Below are 14,840 nucleotides of genomic sequence, written 5' to 3'. Positions count from 1 at the left end.
ATAATGATAAGAAAATCTGGATTGACAATGTTAAAGATTTTGTAATATTAAAAATTCTTCAGTACCTCTAGAAATTAGACCTGACCTTCAACAAACCTGTCTGATTGTTGAAGATGTTGTATGTTAACGAAATTAATCAACAGATGAAGATTACACAAATTAAATGTAATCTAGATACCCTCTATTACGTAATATTTATGTTCTTTTTTTATATTTGTCTCATACTCAAAGATTGTCTGAACTTTTATTCCAGCTTTATCGTGTTCACTAACACTAGTAACTTCATTGTCTTCTATTCTAAAAGACTTCGGGATAACTATATCAATAAGAGTATTGTTACTATAAACGAATAACTTCGTATTTTTATCAATTTCAATCTCTGAGTAAATATCAACTAGCAAAATACTACGTTGATGGACAATTTTGCAATCACCTATCATTTTTTTATTTTGATCAAGTGTTTTAACGAATTCAAGGCACACCTCTTTAGATAAATTTTTACCAAGGATCTTGTAATATTTAATCCATTCTAATAAGATGTCAATACTTTGAAAAGTATCTAAATGTGCGTAATGTGAAACTAAATTTCTTTCCTGAATTAACCTTTTTAGAGCCTGAGATGTTTTATTCTCCTTAAGTAAACCATTTTCAAAGGCTAATTCAAAAGAGTAAACAGCATCTTTGAGTTCACTATTATTGTTTAGTTTGTTTTGTATATCAAGATCTACTCTTTTAAACAATCTAGAGAGTTCCTTCATATCCATATTTTTACTTGTGTAAGATAATATATCTTTGTTTAAATCAAAAGAAATCCGTTCTTCATCAATATTTAAAACTGCAGATTCAAATAAAAAACTAGGCAATTCGTGAAGTTTATATCTTTCTACTATGGTGTTATTTTCGTAAAAATCCTGTTTTTTCAAACTGAAATAGATATAAAATATATCCTTGACAAAGGTTTCCCACAAAGCATAACCACGATTAATGATAGCCCCATAAACAATATCCCTATATTCTCTATAATTAGCTTCTCGAGTATCTTTATTAAATAATATATAATCCTCTAATGTTGACAAGTTGCCTTGGAATTCTTGGTATTTAGAAATAAACTTTTGCATCCTATTCTTCCTCTAACACTTGTTCAAATACCATTTTAAACAAACCTTTTCTTCTTATGACATCACTTTTATTATTATTTCTCCCATTAAAATCACGACTGTGACTTTTAAAGAGTTCTTCCATTTTTTTTATGATATCAGCTTTTTTTCTAACTAATATATCAGACTTTTCCTTTTGATTTACATATTCACTTAATACACTCATTATTGGATCATAGACTAATTTTGAAGGACTAGAATACCAAATAAACTCGCCTTTCCTTTTTGTAAATAATAGAAATGATTTATCTTCAAAAATCGCCTCAGTTAATGCTAATGTATTATTAAAAAGTTCTTCGAGTTTATTATGGATTTCATCATTATAGCTTTTATTAGCTTGTTTCAGGTATAAATCTAGTATGTCTTTTACTTTGGTGACCGAAATAGAATCTAGTTGTCGATAAGCAAAAAAGCGCAATACTAATTCGACATCCTCCATTCTTATAAATACCTTTTTATTTCTTTCTTTTTCATCAATTATTTCAAAATCTTCATTAACAACTTCAGATTCCTTAAACGGCTTTATTTTCCACAACTTATGAAAGATAGTATTTTCTCTGGCAATTTTCATACAAAGAGTATTAAATTCACCATCATACAAAGCATTTCTATTCTCCTGATCTGTTAATTTTGTACCACCTGTATTAAGCCTTTCAAAAACATACTTTTTCAATATTTGTTCTTCCTCAATATTTTTAGCTGTTTCATTTAGAATTACAATAGTTGATATATATCTTCTGTCAATTCCTTTTTGTACTTTGTCAGGCAGTTGATCATAACTTTTTCCATTAAGCTCTGGCCAAACCTCTAACCCTGTAAGGGAGAATTTATTATCATAAAACTCATATAATGTAGATAATCTTTGTAATCCATCCATGACTTCATACATAGAAAATTCTATCTCATATAAAAAGACGGGGGGAACTGGAATATTTATTATAAATGATTCGATTAGTCTGGATTTTTGTAAATCACTCCAAACTCTTCTTCTTTGGTATTCAGGATTAAATTTCATATTTTTACTTAGAATTTCCTTTATATTTTGAAGAGGGTATCTTCCTTGTTCCGTTATAATACGCATTTCGCCACGTTGGTATTTTTCGTTTATCTCTTCATCCGTTAAAGTTACACAAGTTTGACCTGCATTCGAAAAGTCCAGTTTTTCATTTTCTAATAGCAATTGAAAACCTCCTAATATATAATAATACATTTATGACAAATATTGAATATTGACATTTCTCCTTACTAATTATTTTACCACGTTTGAGGAAGACTACTCTCATTAAAAATCTATCAAATTTGCACAACAAGTATAATATTATTGATTCCAAATACTATGTTTTTATCTTTGATCACCTAGATGGTGTGAAGTGGTATAGAATATATCAAGGATCGTACATTTCAAGATCACATTAAAGTTTCCAACCAACAATTTTTATAAACAATAATTAATTATAACATAAGAGTTTTTTCTTAACCTGTTTGTATAAATAAGTTTTTTTCAACATAAGCGCATGTTCCATCTGTTTCTTGTTATATTTACGTGGACGACCTTGTCGAAAATCCATACGCTGCTTAGAGATCTGTTTTCGTTCCTTAGTGCGTTCAACAATCATATCCTATCAAACTCTGCGAAAGCACTCATAACATTAAAAATAAACCTTCCAGTTGGTGTATCTTCAACTAACCCCATATTTAAAACATGCGTCTTTACACCCTTTTCAAACAACTGTTTAATGATATTGATACCATCTACAGTAGATATTGTAAAACGAATCAATTTTGTTACAACTAATGTATCACCTTTATCTATGACCTGGAGTAATTTATTAATAGCCGGACGATTCTTTTTTGTTCCAGTGAATTTATCTTTAAATATTTACTCACAATCTTCTTGCTGCAACTGTTGGATCTGTCCTTCTAAATCTTGATGAACAGCAGACACTCTTGCATATCCATACTTCAATTTTTTCACCTCATTTATGACACTAAGTTTTGATACCTTTTAAAATACTGATCTATCAACCTCATTAATATTGGTTCAATACTTGTAAGTTATGACACTATACATACTTAAACAAAAGACGCTTGAATTTTTCCAAACGCCAATCAATTATCAAATACGTTTCTGATGATCATAACAATATATTTCACCTTTGAATTTTCGGTTAGATGAACAATATGCTTTCACTTTTGCCGATACAGGCTTATGGCAAATTTTGCACTTCGCTCCTTCCTCCCTCGATTCATTGTTCTGTTTCTTTAATGAATCAACATGCTGCTTTCTGATAGTTGGATCCGTAATATTTGCTTTTTCTATTTGAGCATAAACCTGTTGGATTTCACTATCTGTTAAAAACGGCTCTTTATATTGATGCTTGTTAACAGATACTTTTCTGGCAATGTAATCTGATAATTCAACGTCATACACTAATAATTCGTTGGAAGCAATCTTTCTTAACTCTGTATCATTTAGTTTGAAGGTACATCGTTTTGTAAAAGATACCATAGAAATAAAAAAAGGACGATATTTTTCATCTATGAATGCTTTCAATGCTTGAATATGACCGTAGTTTTGTTGAAATGGATTCATCATTTTAAATTTACCATTTACTGACCATACTTTTCTGTCTTTCCCACCATAAACCGTTCCTTGATAATTTTTCGTTTCTATTACAAAAATTCCATATGGCGAGATAACAATATGGTCAATTTGAGAATAACCGGTTTTACCTTTTGCATTCATAACCATTACATCTTCTAAATGCACATACTCTTTCGGAAGTTGATCTAATTGGATATTAATTTTGTATTCACCGATTTCCCCTTTTCGTTTTGCTACATGTTCACTATCTTTCTTATTATGAGATGTAGTTTTTTTCTTCGTTTGCTTGTTTATTTTTTGAGGTTCATCTTTTTTATTACTAAATAATTTTGACAAAAAACCCATAGGAATCTCCCAATCTTGTTGATTTTTACCATGATTTTATCACTTAATAACATTAATTACTAGTATTTATTGCCTAATTCAATTTTAGTATTGCGATTACTCGCTAATATTTACTTTTTCGAATATATGAGCCCACACAGAAAAACCAGTTATCCTTTTTAGAGAATAACTGGTTTTCATTTAAAGCTCTAACTCGCCCATTCGCAACAACTCCACTACAGCTTGCGAGCGCCCCTTAACACCCAACTTCTGCATTGCGTTTGAGATATGATTCCTCACTGTTTTTTGCGAGATAAATAATTCCTGGGCGATTTCCTTGGTTGTTTTATCCTGAACTAATAGCTCAAATACTTCTCTTTCCCGTTTCGTTAATAATTGCTTCGGCTTGTAGTCATTATCTTTCAAATGTGAACCCCTCCTTGCTAACTTTAGGGCGTTGAAAATAAGAGGGTAATTACTTAGTCAATCTTATAATATGTAAACTGAAGTTAAGGTGTGCTCTACAAACGTCTAAATCAAACACATTTTCGATCATTTATTTGAGGTTGTGATTTTTGCTATGCTTATTTATGTTATTATGGTATAAAAAGGAAGGAAGTATGAGTTAATGAACGTGATTACGGATAGTCCAGTGGGGTTGCCTAATAGAGTCTTCGCAGTAATAATCGATTCTGTATTTTTATTGATAATAACATTTCCAGTGCTCTTGCTATTTGATTTTCATCTATTAATTGTTTTTTCTGTTCTTTCACTTCTATATAATACGTTGACTCCTTATTTTTGGAATGGTTATACAATTGGGAAAAGACTTGTTGGAATAAGGATTGCCATGATTTCTGGAGAAAAATTATCTTTATTAACAATGTTTATTCGTGAACCTTTCTCATCTATTCTCTACAATGCAACGATTGGTATATTAACTATTGTTAGCGCTGTCTTTATTGCCCAAAGAGATGACCATCGAGCCATTCATGATCTTATAGCTTCTACATACGTTACTTATGATCCACCTCAATAAGATAAAGGTTGATTAAATTGCAAGACATCAATCCAATCTCATTTTATAAATTACAATCAACAGATTAGATTTTATCGGAAAGATAGAGAAGTTTACTATCAACTTTCCCGTTTTACTGGCAACCTACTTCACATTACTTTTATAAGCAAAAACCCTTCTCCGCTTTACGCGTGAGAAGGGTTTTGTAATAAATTAATATGCGTTGTCGCTTCCGAAGAAGTTTTTGAATGATTGGATGTTGGTATCACGATTTAGTGCTGCAATTGAAGTTGTTAAAGGAATTCCTTTAGGACAAACTTGCACACAATTTTGTGAGTTACCGCATCCAGAGATGCCGCCATCTTCCATTAATCCTTCTAAGCGCTCACTCTTATTCATTTCACCTGTTGGGTGGGCATTGAATAAGCGAACTTGCGATAATGGAGCAGGTCCAATAAAGTCTGACTTACTGTTAACATTTGGACAAGCTTCTAAGCAAACACCACATGTCATACATTTTGATAGTTCATATGCCCATTGACGCTTTTTCTCTGGCATTCTTGGTCCAGGTCCTAAGTCATGCGTACCATCGATTGGTATCCATGCTTTCACCTTTTTCAAGGAGTCAAACATACGACTACGATCTACTACTAAGTCACGCACAACTGGAAAAGTTGACATTGGCGCAACTCGTATCGGTTGTTCTAATTTATCAACAAGTGTTGAACACGCTTGTCTCGGTTCTCCGTTGATGACCATTGAACATGCACCACAAACTTCTTCAAGACAGTTAGATTCCCATTGAACTGGTGCAACATTTTTCCCCTCTGCGTTGATTGGATTTTGCTGTGTTTCCATTAACGCAGAAATGATGTTCATGTTCTTACGGTATTTTACCTTGAATGTCTCCTCATAGGGAGGAGAATCAGGGCTATCTTGGCGGGTTACTATCATTGTCAATGTTTCTTGTGCCATCTCTCGCTACCCCCTTCTATTTTTTCTTACTATAGTCACGTTTTCTTGGTTCAATTAGTGACACATCGACATCTTCGTATTCAAACTTAGGTGATTGAGTTGCTTTGTCAAAAGATGCTTTTGTTGTTTTTAGCCATTCTTCATCATTACGATCAGGAAATTCTGGTTTGTAATGAGCACCACGGCTTTCATTACGATTATAAGCTCCCTGTGTAATAACCCGAGCTAAATGTAACATATTTTTCAATTGACGCGTAAACATAACACCTGAGTTATTCCAACGAGATGTATCATCCATGTTGATGTTTTCCCAACGTTTAATTAGTTCTTGTATCTTTTCATCTGTTTTAAGTAACTTCTCATTATCACGCACAACGGTAACGTTATCTGTCATCCATTCGCCTAATTCTTTATGGATTTGATAAGCATTCTCTTCGCCGCGCATGTTTAATAGTTCTTCGAATTTTGCTTCTTCTTCTTTTAAGTGTGTTTCAAAGACATCATCTGCTACATCTTCAGCTGTTTTCTCTAATCCATTCATGTATTTAATGGCATTCGGTCCAGCAACCATACCACCATAAATGGATGATAGTAATGAGTTAGCACCAAGTCGGTTTGCACCGTGCTGTGTATAATCACACTCACCAGCAGCAAAAATACCAGGGATGTTTGTCATTTGATCATAATCTACCCATAGACCACCCATAGAGTAATGAACGGCTGGGAAGATCTTCATCGGAACTTTACGCGGGTCTTCCCCAACAAATTTCTCGTAAATTTCGATGATTCCACCTAGCTTTACATCCAACTCTTTTGGATCTTTATGAGAAAGATCAAGGTATACCATGTTTTCGCCATTAATACCAAGTTTTTGATTAACACAAACGTCAAAGATTTCACGTGTCGCAATGTCACGTGGTACTAAGTTACCGTATGCTGGGTACTTCTCTTCTAGGAAGTACCATGGCTCCCCATCTTTATAGGTCCAGACACGTCCACCTTCACCACGAGCAGATTCACTCATAAGACGAAGTTTATCATCTCCTGGGATGGCCGTTGGGTGGATTTGGATGAATTCACCATTTGCGTAAACTCCACCTTGTAAGTAAAGTGCTGCTGCTGCAGAACCTGTATTAATAACGGAGTTTGTTGATTTACCAAAGATAATTCCTGGTCCACCAGATGCTAAAATCGTTGCATCTGCTTTAAATGCTTTTAATTCATGTGATTTTACATTCTGACCAATTACACCTCTGCCAACTCCATCATCATCAATGATAGCTGAAACAAATTCCCAGCCTTCATATTTTGTTACTAATCCTTGCACTTCATAACGACGAACTTGCTCGTCTAGTGCATATAATAATTGTTGCCCTGTTGTAGCACCTGCATATGCTGTACGGTGATGTTGTGTCCCACCAAATCGACGGAAGTCAAGTAAACCTTCAGGCGTACGGTTAAACATTACTCCCATACGATCGAGCATATGTATAATTCCTGGCGCAGCGTCACACATTGCTTTTACAGGTGGTTGATTCGCTAAGAAATCGCCACCATATACAGAATCATCAAAGTGTTCCCAAGGAGAATCTCCTTCCCCTTTTGTATTTACTGCACCATTAATTCCACCTTGTGCACAAACAGAGTGAGATCGTTTTACAGGTACAATTGATAATAAATCAACATGTGTTCCTGCTTCTGCTGCTTTAATAGTGGCCATAAGACCTGCAAGACCACCACCAACAATAACTATATTGTGATCACTCATTTATACTCACTCCCTTTACATACTTACTACTTTTAAACGAACGCGAACAATGCGCGTACACCGATATATGTTACTGCTAGAAAAACGATTAATGTTGCATATGTAGCTATTTTTTGTGAGCGTGGTGTTACTGTAACACCCCAGCTTACTAAAAAGCTCCATAGACCATTGGCAAAATGGAAGGTTGTCGAAACAACACCCAGTACATAGAACCAGAACATGACTGGATTCGCTAAAATATTTTCCATTAAGCTATAATCCAACTCTTCTGTACCCATTCCAATTTGAACCCGTGTTTCCCAAACATGCCATACAATAAATACAAGTGTGATAATTCCTGTAATTCGTTGCAAGAAGAACATCCAATTACGGAAGTAGCCATAACGTTTTGTATTGTTTTTTGCAACAAAAACAATATACACCCCTAAGACTGCATGGAATAGAATTGGAAGAAAAATAATAAAGATCTCTAGCAAAATACGGAATGGTAAATCGTGCATAAACTGTGCCGCTTTGTTGAAGCTTTCCGCTCCATAAACAGCAAAATGGTTCACTACCAAGTGCTGAATTAAAAAGATTCCTATCGGCACAACCCCCAATAGTGAATGTAATCTGCGATAAAAGAATTCCCTATTCTCCACCTTTTGTGTACCCCCCTCTAGTTCTTGTCATATTGTCAACATACGACTCCAAGTTATTCGCTTTCTTTGTGAAGCGCTTTACATCTCGTAACAAAAAATTTTCTTTCGTTTCATCCTTCTCACGAGAAGTCCCATCCAAAGATTTCGTATATTGGTACCACAACTATTGTACTTCTATCAGCAAAAAGCGTCAAGAAAACGAATACTATTTCTTAGAATTAATTCACTCTACCTTTTGAAAAAAATATGGGGATAACGTTACTTTTGAACGATTGCAGAATTCATCGAAAAAAGCGATAATGGAAATAAGTAATTATTTGCTTAAGTGATTGCGGTAAGAGAGGGGATCAATCTAGTGACAAATAAAAAGACAAACATTGCTACAGTTCTAGCAAACTTACAAACAACAAGCAGTGGGTACGATTTAATCCGTTACATCGGTTTACCAGATATGCTCGGACAGGAATCTGATCAAATATTGTATGTAATGGGTAAAAATCTCGCTAGGCAAGCAGAATGTATGACAATAGAAGAGATTCAAGAATTCTTTCAACATGTAGGTTGGGGAGAATTGATACTTTCTCAAGAAAAAAGACGTGGCTATCTCTTTGAATTAAGTGGAGATATTATAAAAGCAAGATTACAAACATTAAAAGAAATAGATTTTCATTTAGAATCGGGTTTCTTAGCAGAGACAATCTATCAAATATCGGATAAAGCCTGCGAATCTGTCGCCGAAATTAATAAAGATCATATTATTTTTCATGTTTTACATAACTAAAGCCCTTTTTCCATATTGGAAAAGGGCTTTAATGCTCCTCTAATAATTGATGCAAAATTTTCTCTGCCACCGGTCTCGGTATCCCGAGTTTTGTAATATCTTCGACTGATGCCTTTTCAATTTCCTTTACAGATTTAAAGTGTGTTAACAGCAACTTTTTTCGTTGTTCCCCAACACCATCTATTTCATCTAATTTAGAATGAAAAGCACTCTTTCCTCGCAGTTGACGATGAAATGTGATCGCAAAACGGTGTACTTCATCCTGAATACGTTGGATAAAATAAAATTCTTGTGATCGCCTGTCTAAATCAACCACACTAGGTGGATCGCCATATAATAATTCACTTGTACGGTGTTTATCATCTTTTGCCAGCCCACACAAGGGAATATCGAGTCCTAATTCATTTTCTAATACTTCAATAGCTGCTGACATTTGTCCTTTTGAGCCGTCAATTAAAATTAAATCTGGTAATGGGGCATCTTCTTTTAAGACTCTAGTATATCTTCGTCTAATTACTTCACGCATTGTGTCGTAATCATCCGGCCCTTCGACATTTTTAATTTTATATTTTCGATAATCTTTTTTTGCAGGCCTACCATCAACAAAAACAACCATAGCAGACACTGGATCCGTACCTTGAATATTCGAGTTATCGAATGCTTCAATCCGATGAGGTGTTTCAATATGAAGCTTCTCCCCTAAACGTTCCACTGCACGTATCGTTCTTTCTTCGTTTCGTTCAATTAGACTGAATTTTTCTTGCAGTGCAATCTCAGCATTTTTCTTTGCCAATTCCACTAATTCCTTCTTGCGACCCCGCATTGGGATATGAACATCTATGCCTAACAATTCTTTTAATAACTCGATCTCTGTCGGAATCGGTACAAGAATTTGTTTCGGTTTCGGATGATGATGATGCAAATAAAAACTACCTATGAAACTCAAGAATGTATCTTCCGCCTCATCGAAAAAAGGAAATAACGAGACATCACGTTCAATTAATTTACCCTGACGAATAAAAAATACTTGGACACACATCCAACCCTTATCAATACTATAGTTGAAGATATCTCGATCCACTTCGTCTGTCATCGTCATCTTCTGTTGTTCCATGACCGATTCAATGTGTTGAATTAAATCACGAAATTCTTTTGCACGTTCGAAATTGAGTTCTTCCGATGCATGTAACATTTTTTCTTTTAGACCTTTTTTTATCTTGCCATGTCCACCATTTAAGAAGCTTGTGATTTCTTGAGTAATTTGTCGGTATTCTTCTTTTGAAGGTGGTTTTTCAGCGCAAGCTAAGCATTGGTGCATATGATAATAAAGGCAATGACGTCCCCGTGGATTATTACATTTGCGCAAAGGATATAATCGATCCAACAATTTCTTTGTTTCTCTCGCTGCAATCACGTTTGGGTATGGACCAAAGTATTTCCCTTTGTCCTTTTTCACTTTGCGTGTAATGATTAATCGTGGATGACGCTCATTCGTGATTTTTAGAAATGGATACGACTTATCATCTTTTAGCAGCACATTGTATTTTGGATCGTACTTTTTAATTAAATTCATCTCTAAAATAAGTGCTTCAATCTCTGAACTGGTAACAATATATTCAAAATCTCTGATTTCTCGAACGAGACGCTGCGTTTTTTGATCGTTAGCTCCTATAAAGTAGGACCGTACCCGATTACGAAGAAGTTTTGACTTACCAACGTAGATAACTGTTCCATGCTTATCCTTCATCAAATAACAACCAGGTTGAGTTGGTAATACCGCTAGTTTCTCTTTAATGATGTCACTCATATCCTTCACCTCCCCCGTTTTTCGTACAAAGCGCTTCTACTTTTCTTCTGTTTTTGGGTGATATACTCATTAATCGGACAAAATGGCTCTACTTTTGCTCCTACTTTGGGTGATATATCCTTTTATCGGACAAAAACACTCTGCTTTTGCTTCCGTTTTGGGCGATATACTCTTTTATCGGACAAAACAGCTCTACTTTCGCTTTCGTTTTGGGCGATATAACCATTTATCGGACAAAACGGCTCTACTTTGGGCGATATATGCTTTTATCGGACAAAACGACTCTACTTTTGCTTCCGTTTTGGGTGATATACTCATTTATCGGACAAAACCACTCTACTTTCGCTTCCGCTTTGGGCGATATATCCATCATTCTCACAACTTTGTTCGTCAATGTATGTATCCACATTATTAATTTACCGAAAACAATCCCTTATTACAACTGTTGCTGTAATAAGGGATTGTTGATTTTTCATTATGCATGTTTGTTGATTAATTCAACAAGTGCTTCTTTTGGTTGGTAGCCAACTACTTGGTCCACTACTTCGCCATCTTTGAAAAGTAGTAATGTTGGAATACTCATTACACCATATTTCCCAGCTGTTTCCTGGTTTTCATCAACATCTAATTTCACGATTTTTACTTGATCGCTCATTTCACCATCTATTTCTTCTAGGACTGGTGCAATCATTTTACATGGTCCACACCAAGTAGCCCAAAAGTCTGCTAATACTATACCTTCACTAGTTTCATTACTAAAAGTACTATCGTTAGCTGCTACAATTGCCATTTGCAATTCCTCCTTCATTATTACGATTTCTACATCAGTATAACATTTACAAAAAAATCATCCTAATCTTTTGCTTATAGGGATATCTTCTGAATTGTTACACTATTTTATACCGATAAGATATAGTAAACACCAACTGCTAAAAAGATAATCGCAATTACTAATAAAACATAGGCTAAAGTTTTCAAAATGCCACTCCTCTACTGGATACTAGAGCCGATTACATAAGACAAACCTACGGAAATCATTAATGAAATTAAGCCAACTGCACGGTTATCTCTCTCAATTTCTTGATCGATTTTGTATGTTGGCGTTAGAAATTCAAAAATGAAATAACCAAATAATAATAAAAGGAAGCCATAACCGCCCCAAACGATACTTTCTAGAATAGTATCATTATGTTCAATAGAATAGCGGATGATGTTGGCAATCCCAAATATTTTACCACCAGTAGCCATTGCGACACTTAAGTTTCCTCGCTTGATTTCTTCCCAATTCTTATAAGATGTAACTAATTCAAAAATCACTAAGAAAAGAACTAAACAAAGAATTGCAACACTATAACGAGCAGCCGTTTCTATAAATACATTTCCCCAGAAGTCTGACATTATTATCGCCTCCTTTTATTTCAGTTCCAGCACTGTAACACCTAGACCACCTTCACCCATGTCGCCATCACGCGCTGTATTTATTTTAGAGTGCTTTCTAGCAAAGTCTTTGACCCCTTTACGCAAAGCACCGGTACCTTTTCCGTGTATAATCGACACTTTGTTATAACCTGCCAGTAACGCATCGTCGATATACTTTTCCAACTGCTGCAAGGCATCTTCAAAACGTTCGCCACGCAAATCGAGTTCAGGCTTGACATGATAATTAGAACCTCTCACCGTTGCTAATGGTTTTTCCATTTTTGGTTCGTCTCGTCTCACAAATAATAAATCTTTTCGTTTCGCCTTCATCTTCATAATCCCAATTTGTACTTGGAACTCATTTTTTCCTGTTTGTTCGATGATGGTTCCTTTTTGATCAAGCGTTAATAGTTTGATCTCGTCTCCTGGTTTTAAGGTTTTTGCCTTATCTTCGTCAAAAACGGGCTCTTGTTTCTTTTGTTTTTTTGTTAATTCAGGTCGTGCTTCGTTCAGAAGTTTTTTCGCTTCGATCCATTCATGTTCTTTTAGCTCGGCTTCTGATTGCATATTTCGTAATTCTGCAACAATCGTTTCCGCTTCTTCTCGCGCTTTTGTTACAGCTTTTTCTGCTTTTTCTTCCGCCTTTTTATATAGAGCTTCTCGTTCTTTTTCAAACTGCTGCCATTGTTTCTCTACATCTCTTTTTAATTGCTCAGCTTCTTCTAAAATATCGTGCGCACTTTGATAATCTGATTCTGCATTTCGCCTTGAATCTTCAAGAGATGCAATCATATTTTCAACACTTTTTGAATCTGTTCCAATATGACTTTTAGCTTCTTCGATGACTTTTTCATTTAATCCTAATCGCTTGGAAATCTCAAATGCATTACTGCGTCCGGGAACACCAATTAAAAGTCGATAGGTTGGCCTTAATGTCTGAATATTAAACTCAACAGAAGCATTGATTACCCCTTCACGATTATAACCATACGCTTTTAATTCAGGATAGTGAGTGGTAGCAATCACTCGTGCCTTTTTTTCTACCACATGATCTAAAATCGACATTGCTAATGCGGCACCTTCTTGTGGATCGGTTCCTGCCCCAAGCTCATCAAATAACAGTAAGGACTTATCGTCAAAGCTATCTAATATGTCAACAATATTTGTCATATGAGAAGAAAAGGTACTTAAGCTTTGTTCAATCGACTGCTCGTCGCCAATGTCTGCATATACATTCGAAAATACAGCCAATTCACAGCCATCTAATGCAGGCACTTGCAAACCTGATTGTGCCATTAGCGTACAAAGTCCTACCATTTTTAATGTAACGGTCTTACCACCTGTATTTGGTCCTGTAATGACAATAGCTGTGAAGTCTGTACCTAATTCCACATCATTGGCCACTACTTCATCTGCTGCAATCAATGGATGTCGTGCCTGTTTCATCTTTATGATACCATCATCATTCATGGTTGGTCGACTTGCTTTCATGTCGTGACTAAGTTTCGCTCGTGCAAAAATAAAATCAATTTCCGCTAATGCTTCGACATTTTGCATCAGATAACCCTCATCTTCTGCAATACGAATCGTTAGTTCTTTTAGAATTCTTTCAATTTCGCGTTTCTCTTCTACTCGCGCTTCTTGTAATTGGTTATTTAATTCAACAACGGATTGTGGTTCCATAAACAATGTTTGACCAGAAGCTGATTGATCATGAACAATTCCACCAATCGCCGACCGGTATTCTTGTTTTACCGGTAACACATATCGGTCGTTTCGAATCGTGATAATGGCATCTGATAACATCTTCGCTTTTGTTTTGGTAAAGTTATCTAATCGGTCACGTACTTTATTTTCATTTGTTCGTATTTTTGAACGTAATCCTCTCAGTTTATCCGATGCACCGTCCATCATATGCCCATGATCATCAATGCAACTCTTAATTTCTCGTTCCAACTCATTTAAAGGGACAATTTCGACTGCTAGTCCTTGAATGATCGGTAACTCGATATCTTCTAATTTATCGATAAAAAGTTTTAGTTGCTTCCCGCCATAGATCGTGCTTGCGACATCTAGACATTCATGTGTCGTTAGGATACCGCCTATTACCGCTCTTTTTATGCTTGGCTTAATATCTGTAATTCCACCTAAGGGGACATTACCTTTTAAACGGATGACGTGAAAAGCTTCATCTGTTTCGTCCTGCCAAGTTGTCACCTGTTCAATTTCTGTTGACGGTTTAAGTTGGCGTGCTTTTTCAATACCAAGAGAGGAAGCAGCTTTAGCGACGAGTTGTTCCGTTATTTTGTGGAATTCTAATACACTCAAAATGCGTTGATTCATAC

General features: G+C 35.3%; 13 protein-coding genes and 1 pseudogene. 2 read left to right on the top strand and 12 right to left on the bottom strand.

What is annotated here, in order from left to right; all coding sequences use genetic code 11:
* Nucleotides 1–170: 170 nt before the first annotated feature.
* From BN3107_RS08280 to BN3107_RS08260, 5 genes and pseudogenes are all read right to left on the bottom strand, one after another.
* Complete coding sequence (locus BN3107_RS08280; RefSeq protein WP_058307169.1) at nt 171–1,118, bottom strand: HEPN domain-containing protein; 948 nt, start codon at nt 1,116–1,118, stop codon at nt 171–173.
* A 1-nt stretch (nt 1,119) separates the two neighbouring features.
* The gene (locus tag BN3107_RS08275) at nt 1,120–2,337 is read right to left on the bottom strand and encodes a DUF262 domain-containing protein (RefSeq protein WP_058307168.1); all 1,218 of its coding nucleotides are present in this window, start codon (nt 2,335–2,337) and stop codon (nt 1,120–1,122) included.
* Nucleotides 2,338–2,605: 268 nt separating this feature from the next.
* Nucleotides 2,606–3,123, bottom strand: a pseudogene (locus tag BN3107_RS08270) (recombinase family protein).
* Between the two features lie 150 nt (nt 3,124–3,273).
* Complete coding sequence (locus tag BN3107_RS08265; RefSeq protein ID WP_058307167.1) at nt 3,274–4,107, bottom strand: nuclease-related domain-containing protein; 834 nt, start codon at nt 4,105–4,107, stop codon at nt 3,274–3,276.
* A 180-nt stretch (nt 4,108–4,287) separates the two neighbouring features.
* The gene (locus BN3107_RS08260) at nt 4,288–4,512 is read right to left on the bottom strand and encodes a helix-turn-helix domain-containing protein (RefSeq protein WP_054859055.1); all 225 of its coding nucleotides are present in this window, start codon (nt 4,510–4,512) and stop codon (nt 4,288–4,290) included.
* A 202-nt stretch (nt 4,513–4,714) separates the two neighbouring features.
* On the opposite strand from BN3107_RS08260, the gene BN3107_RS08255 reads away from it, so the two are divergent.
* Nucleotides 4,715–5,125 carry an RDD family protein gene (locus BN3107_RS08255; protein WP_058307166.1) on the top strand — a complete coding sequence of 137 codons (411 nt, stop codon included), beginning with the start codon at nt 4,715–4,717 and terminating at the stop codon, nt 5,123–5,125.
* Between the two features lie 192 nt (nt 5,126–5,317).
* Here the strand turns inward: BN3107_RS08255 and sdhB are convergent, their stop codons facing one another.
* Genes sdhB through BN3107_RS08240 form a run of 3 tightly spaced genes read right to left on the bottom strand, consistent with a single transcriptional unit; the run spans nt 5,318 to nt 8,488 of the window.
* Nucleotides 5,318–6,079: a succinate dehydrogenase iron-sulfur subunit gene (sdhB, locus tag BN3107_RS08250; RefSeq protein ID WP_058307165.1), complete on the bottom strand. Its 762-nt coding sequence runs from the start codon at nt 6,077–6,079 to the stop codon at nt 5,318–5,320.
* 16 nt (nt 6,080–6,095) lie between these two features.
* Nucleotides 6,096–7,847, bottom strand: coding sequence for a succinate dehydrogenase flavoprotein subunit (gene sdhA, locus BN3107_RS08245; RefSeq protein ID WP_058307164.1), 1,752 nt, complete (start codon nt 7,845–7,847; stop codon nt 6,096–6,098).
* A gap of 32 nt (nt 7,848–7,879) precedes the next feature.
* Nucleotides 7,880–8,488: a succinate dehydrogenase cytochrome b558 subunit gene (locus BN3107_RS08240; RefSeq protein ID WP_058307163.1), complete on the bottom strand. Its 609-nt coding sequence runs from the start codon at nt 8,486–8,488 to the stop codon at nt 7,880–7,882.
* 355 nt (nt 8,489–8,843) lie between these two features.
* On the opposite strand from BN3107_RS08240, the gene BN3107_RS08235 reads away from it, so the two are divergent.
* Entirely contained in the window at nt 8,844–9,269 is a 426-nt protein-coding gene (locus tag BN3107_RS08235) for a DUF2507 domain-containing protein (protein ID WP_058307162.1), read from the top strand.
* A 28-nt stretch (nt 9,270–9,297) separates the two neighbouring features.
* On the opposite strand, the gene uvrC is transcribed toward BN3107_RS08235, so the two are convergent.
* From uvrC to BN3107_RS08215, 4 genes are all read right to left on the bottom strand, one after another.
* Nucleotides 9,298–11,076 carry an excinuclease ABC subunit UvrC gene (gene uvrC / locus BN3107_RS08230; RefSeq protein WP_058307161.1) on the bottom strand — a complete coding sequence of 593 codons (1,779 nt, stop codon included), beginning with the start codon at nt 11,074–11,076 and terminating at the stop codon, nt 9,298–9,300.
* A gap of 475 nt (nt 11,077–11,551) precedes the next feature.
* Nucleotides 11,552–11,866, bottom strand: coding sequence for a thioredoxin (trxA, locus tag BN3107_RS08225; RefSeq protein WP_058307160.1), 315 nt, complete (start codon nt 11,864–11,866; stop codon nt 11,552–11,554).
* 200 nt (nt 11,867–12,066) lie between these two features.
* Nucleotides 12,067–12,474 carry a DUF350 domain-containing protein gene (locus tag BN3107_RS08220; protein WP_058307159.1) on the bottom strand — a complete coding sequence of 136 codons (408 nt, stop codon included), beginning with the start codon at nt 12,472–12,474 and terminating at the stop codon, nt 12,067–12,069.
* Between the two features lie 15 nt (nt 12,475–12,489).
* Complete coding sequence (locus BN3107_RS08215; RefSeq protein WP_058307158.1) at nt 12,490–14,838, bottom strand: endonuclease MutS2; 2,349 nt, start codon at nt 14,836–14,838, stop codon at nt 12,490–12,492.
* Nucleotides 14,839–14,840: the final 2 nt, after the last annotated feature.

Source organism: Gracilibacillus massiliensis (assembly GCF_001458115.1).
GTDB classification, from domain to species: Bacteria; Bacillota; Bacilli; order Bacillales; family Amphibacillaceae; genus Gracilibacillus; species Gracilibacillus massiliensis.
Note: the sequence above shows the minus strand (reverse complement) of the source record. Positions and strands in the feature narration are given on the sequence as shown.

Bases quoted from the DNA above. Each gene is read 5' to 3' on its own strand.
- BN3107_RS08280 (WP_058307169.1), bottom strand. From the start codon at position 1,118: ATGCAAAAGTTTATTTCTAAATACCAAGAATTCCAAGGCAACTTGTCA.
- BN3107_RS08265 (WP_058307167.1), bottom strand. From the start codon at position 4,107: ATGGGTTTTTTGTCAAAATTATTTAGTAATAAAAAAGATGAACCTCAA.
- BN3107_RS08255 (WP_058307166.1), top strand. From the start codon at position 4,715: ATGAACGTGATTACGGATAGTCCAGTGGGGTTGCCTAATAGAGTCTTC.
- sdhB (WP_058307165.1), bottom strand. From the start codon at position 6,079: ATGGCACAAGAAACATTGACAATGATAGTAACCCGCCAAGATAGCCCT.
- sdhA (WP_058307164.1), bottom strand. From the start codon at position 7,847: ATGAGTGATCACAATATAGTTATTGTTGGTGGTGGTCTTGCAGGTCTT.
- uvrC (WP_058307161.1), bottom strand. From the start codon at position 11,076: ATGAGTGACATCATTAAAGAGAAACTAGCGGTATTACCAACTCAACCT.
- trxA (WP_058307160.1), bottom strand. From the start codon at position 11,866: ATGGCAATTGTAGCAGCTAACGATAGTACTTTTAGTAATGAAACTAGT.
- BN3107_RS08220 (WP_058307159.1), bottom strand. From the start codon at position 12,474: ATGTCAGACTTCTGGGGAAATGTATTTATAGAAACGGCTGCTCGTTAT.
- BN3107_RS08215 (WP_058307158.1), bottom strand. From the start codon at position 14,838: ATGAATCAACGCATTTTGAGTGTATTAGAATTCCACAAAATAACGGAA.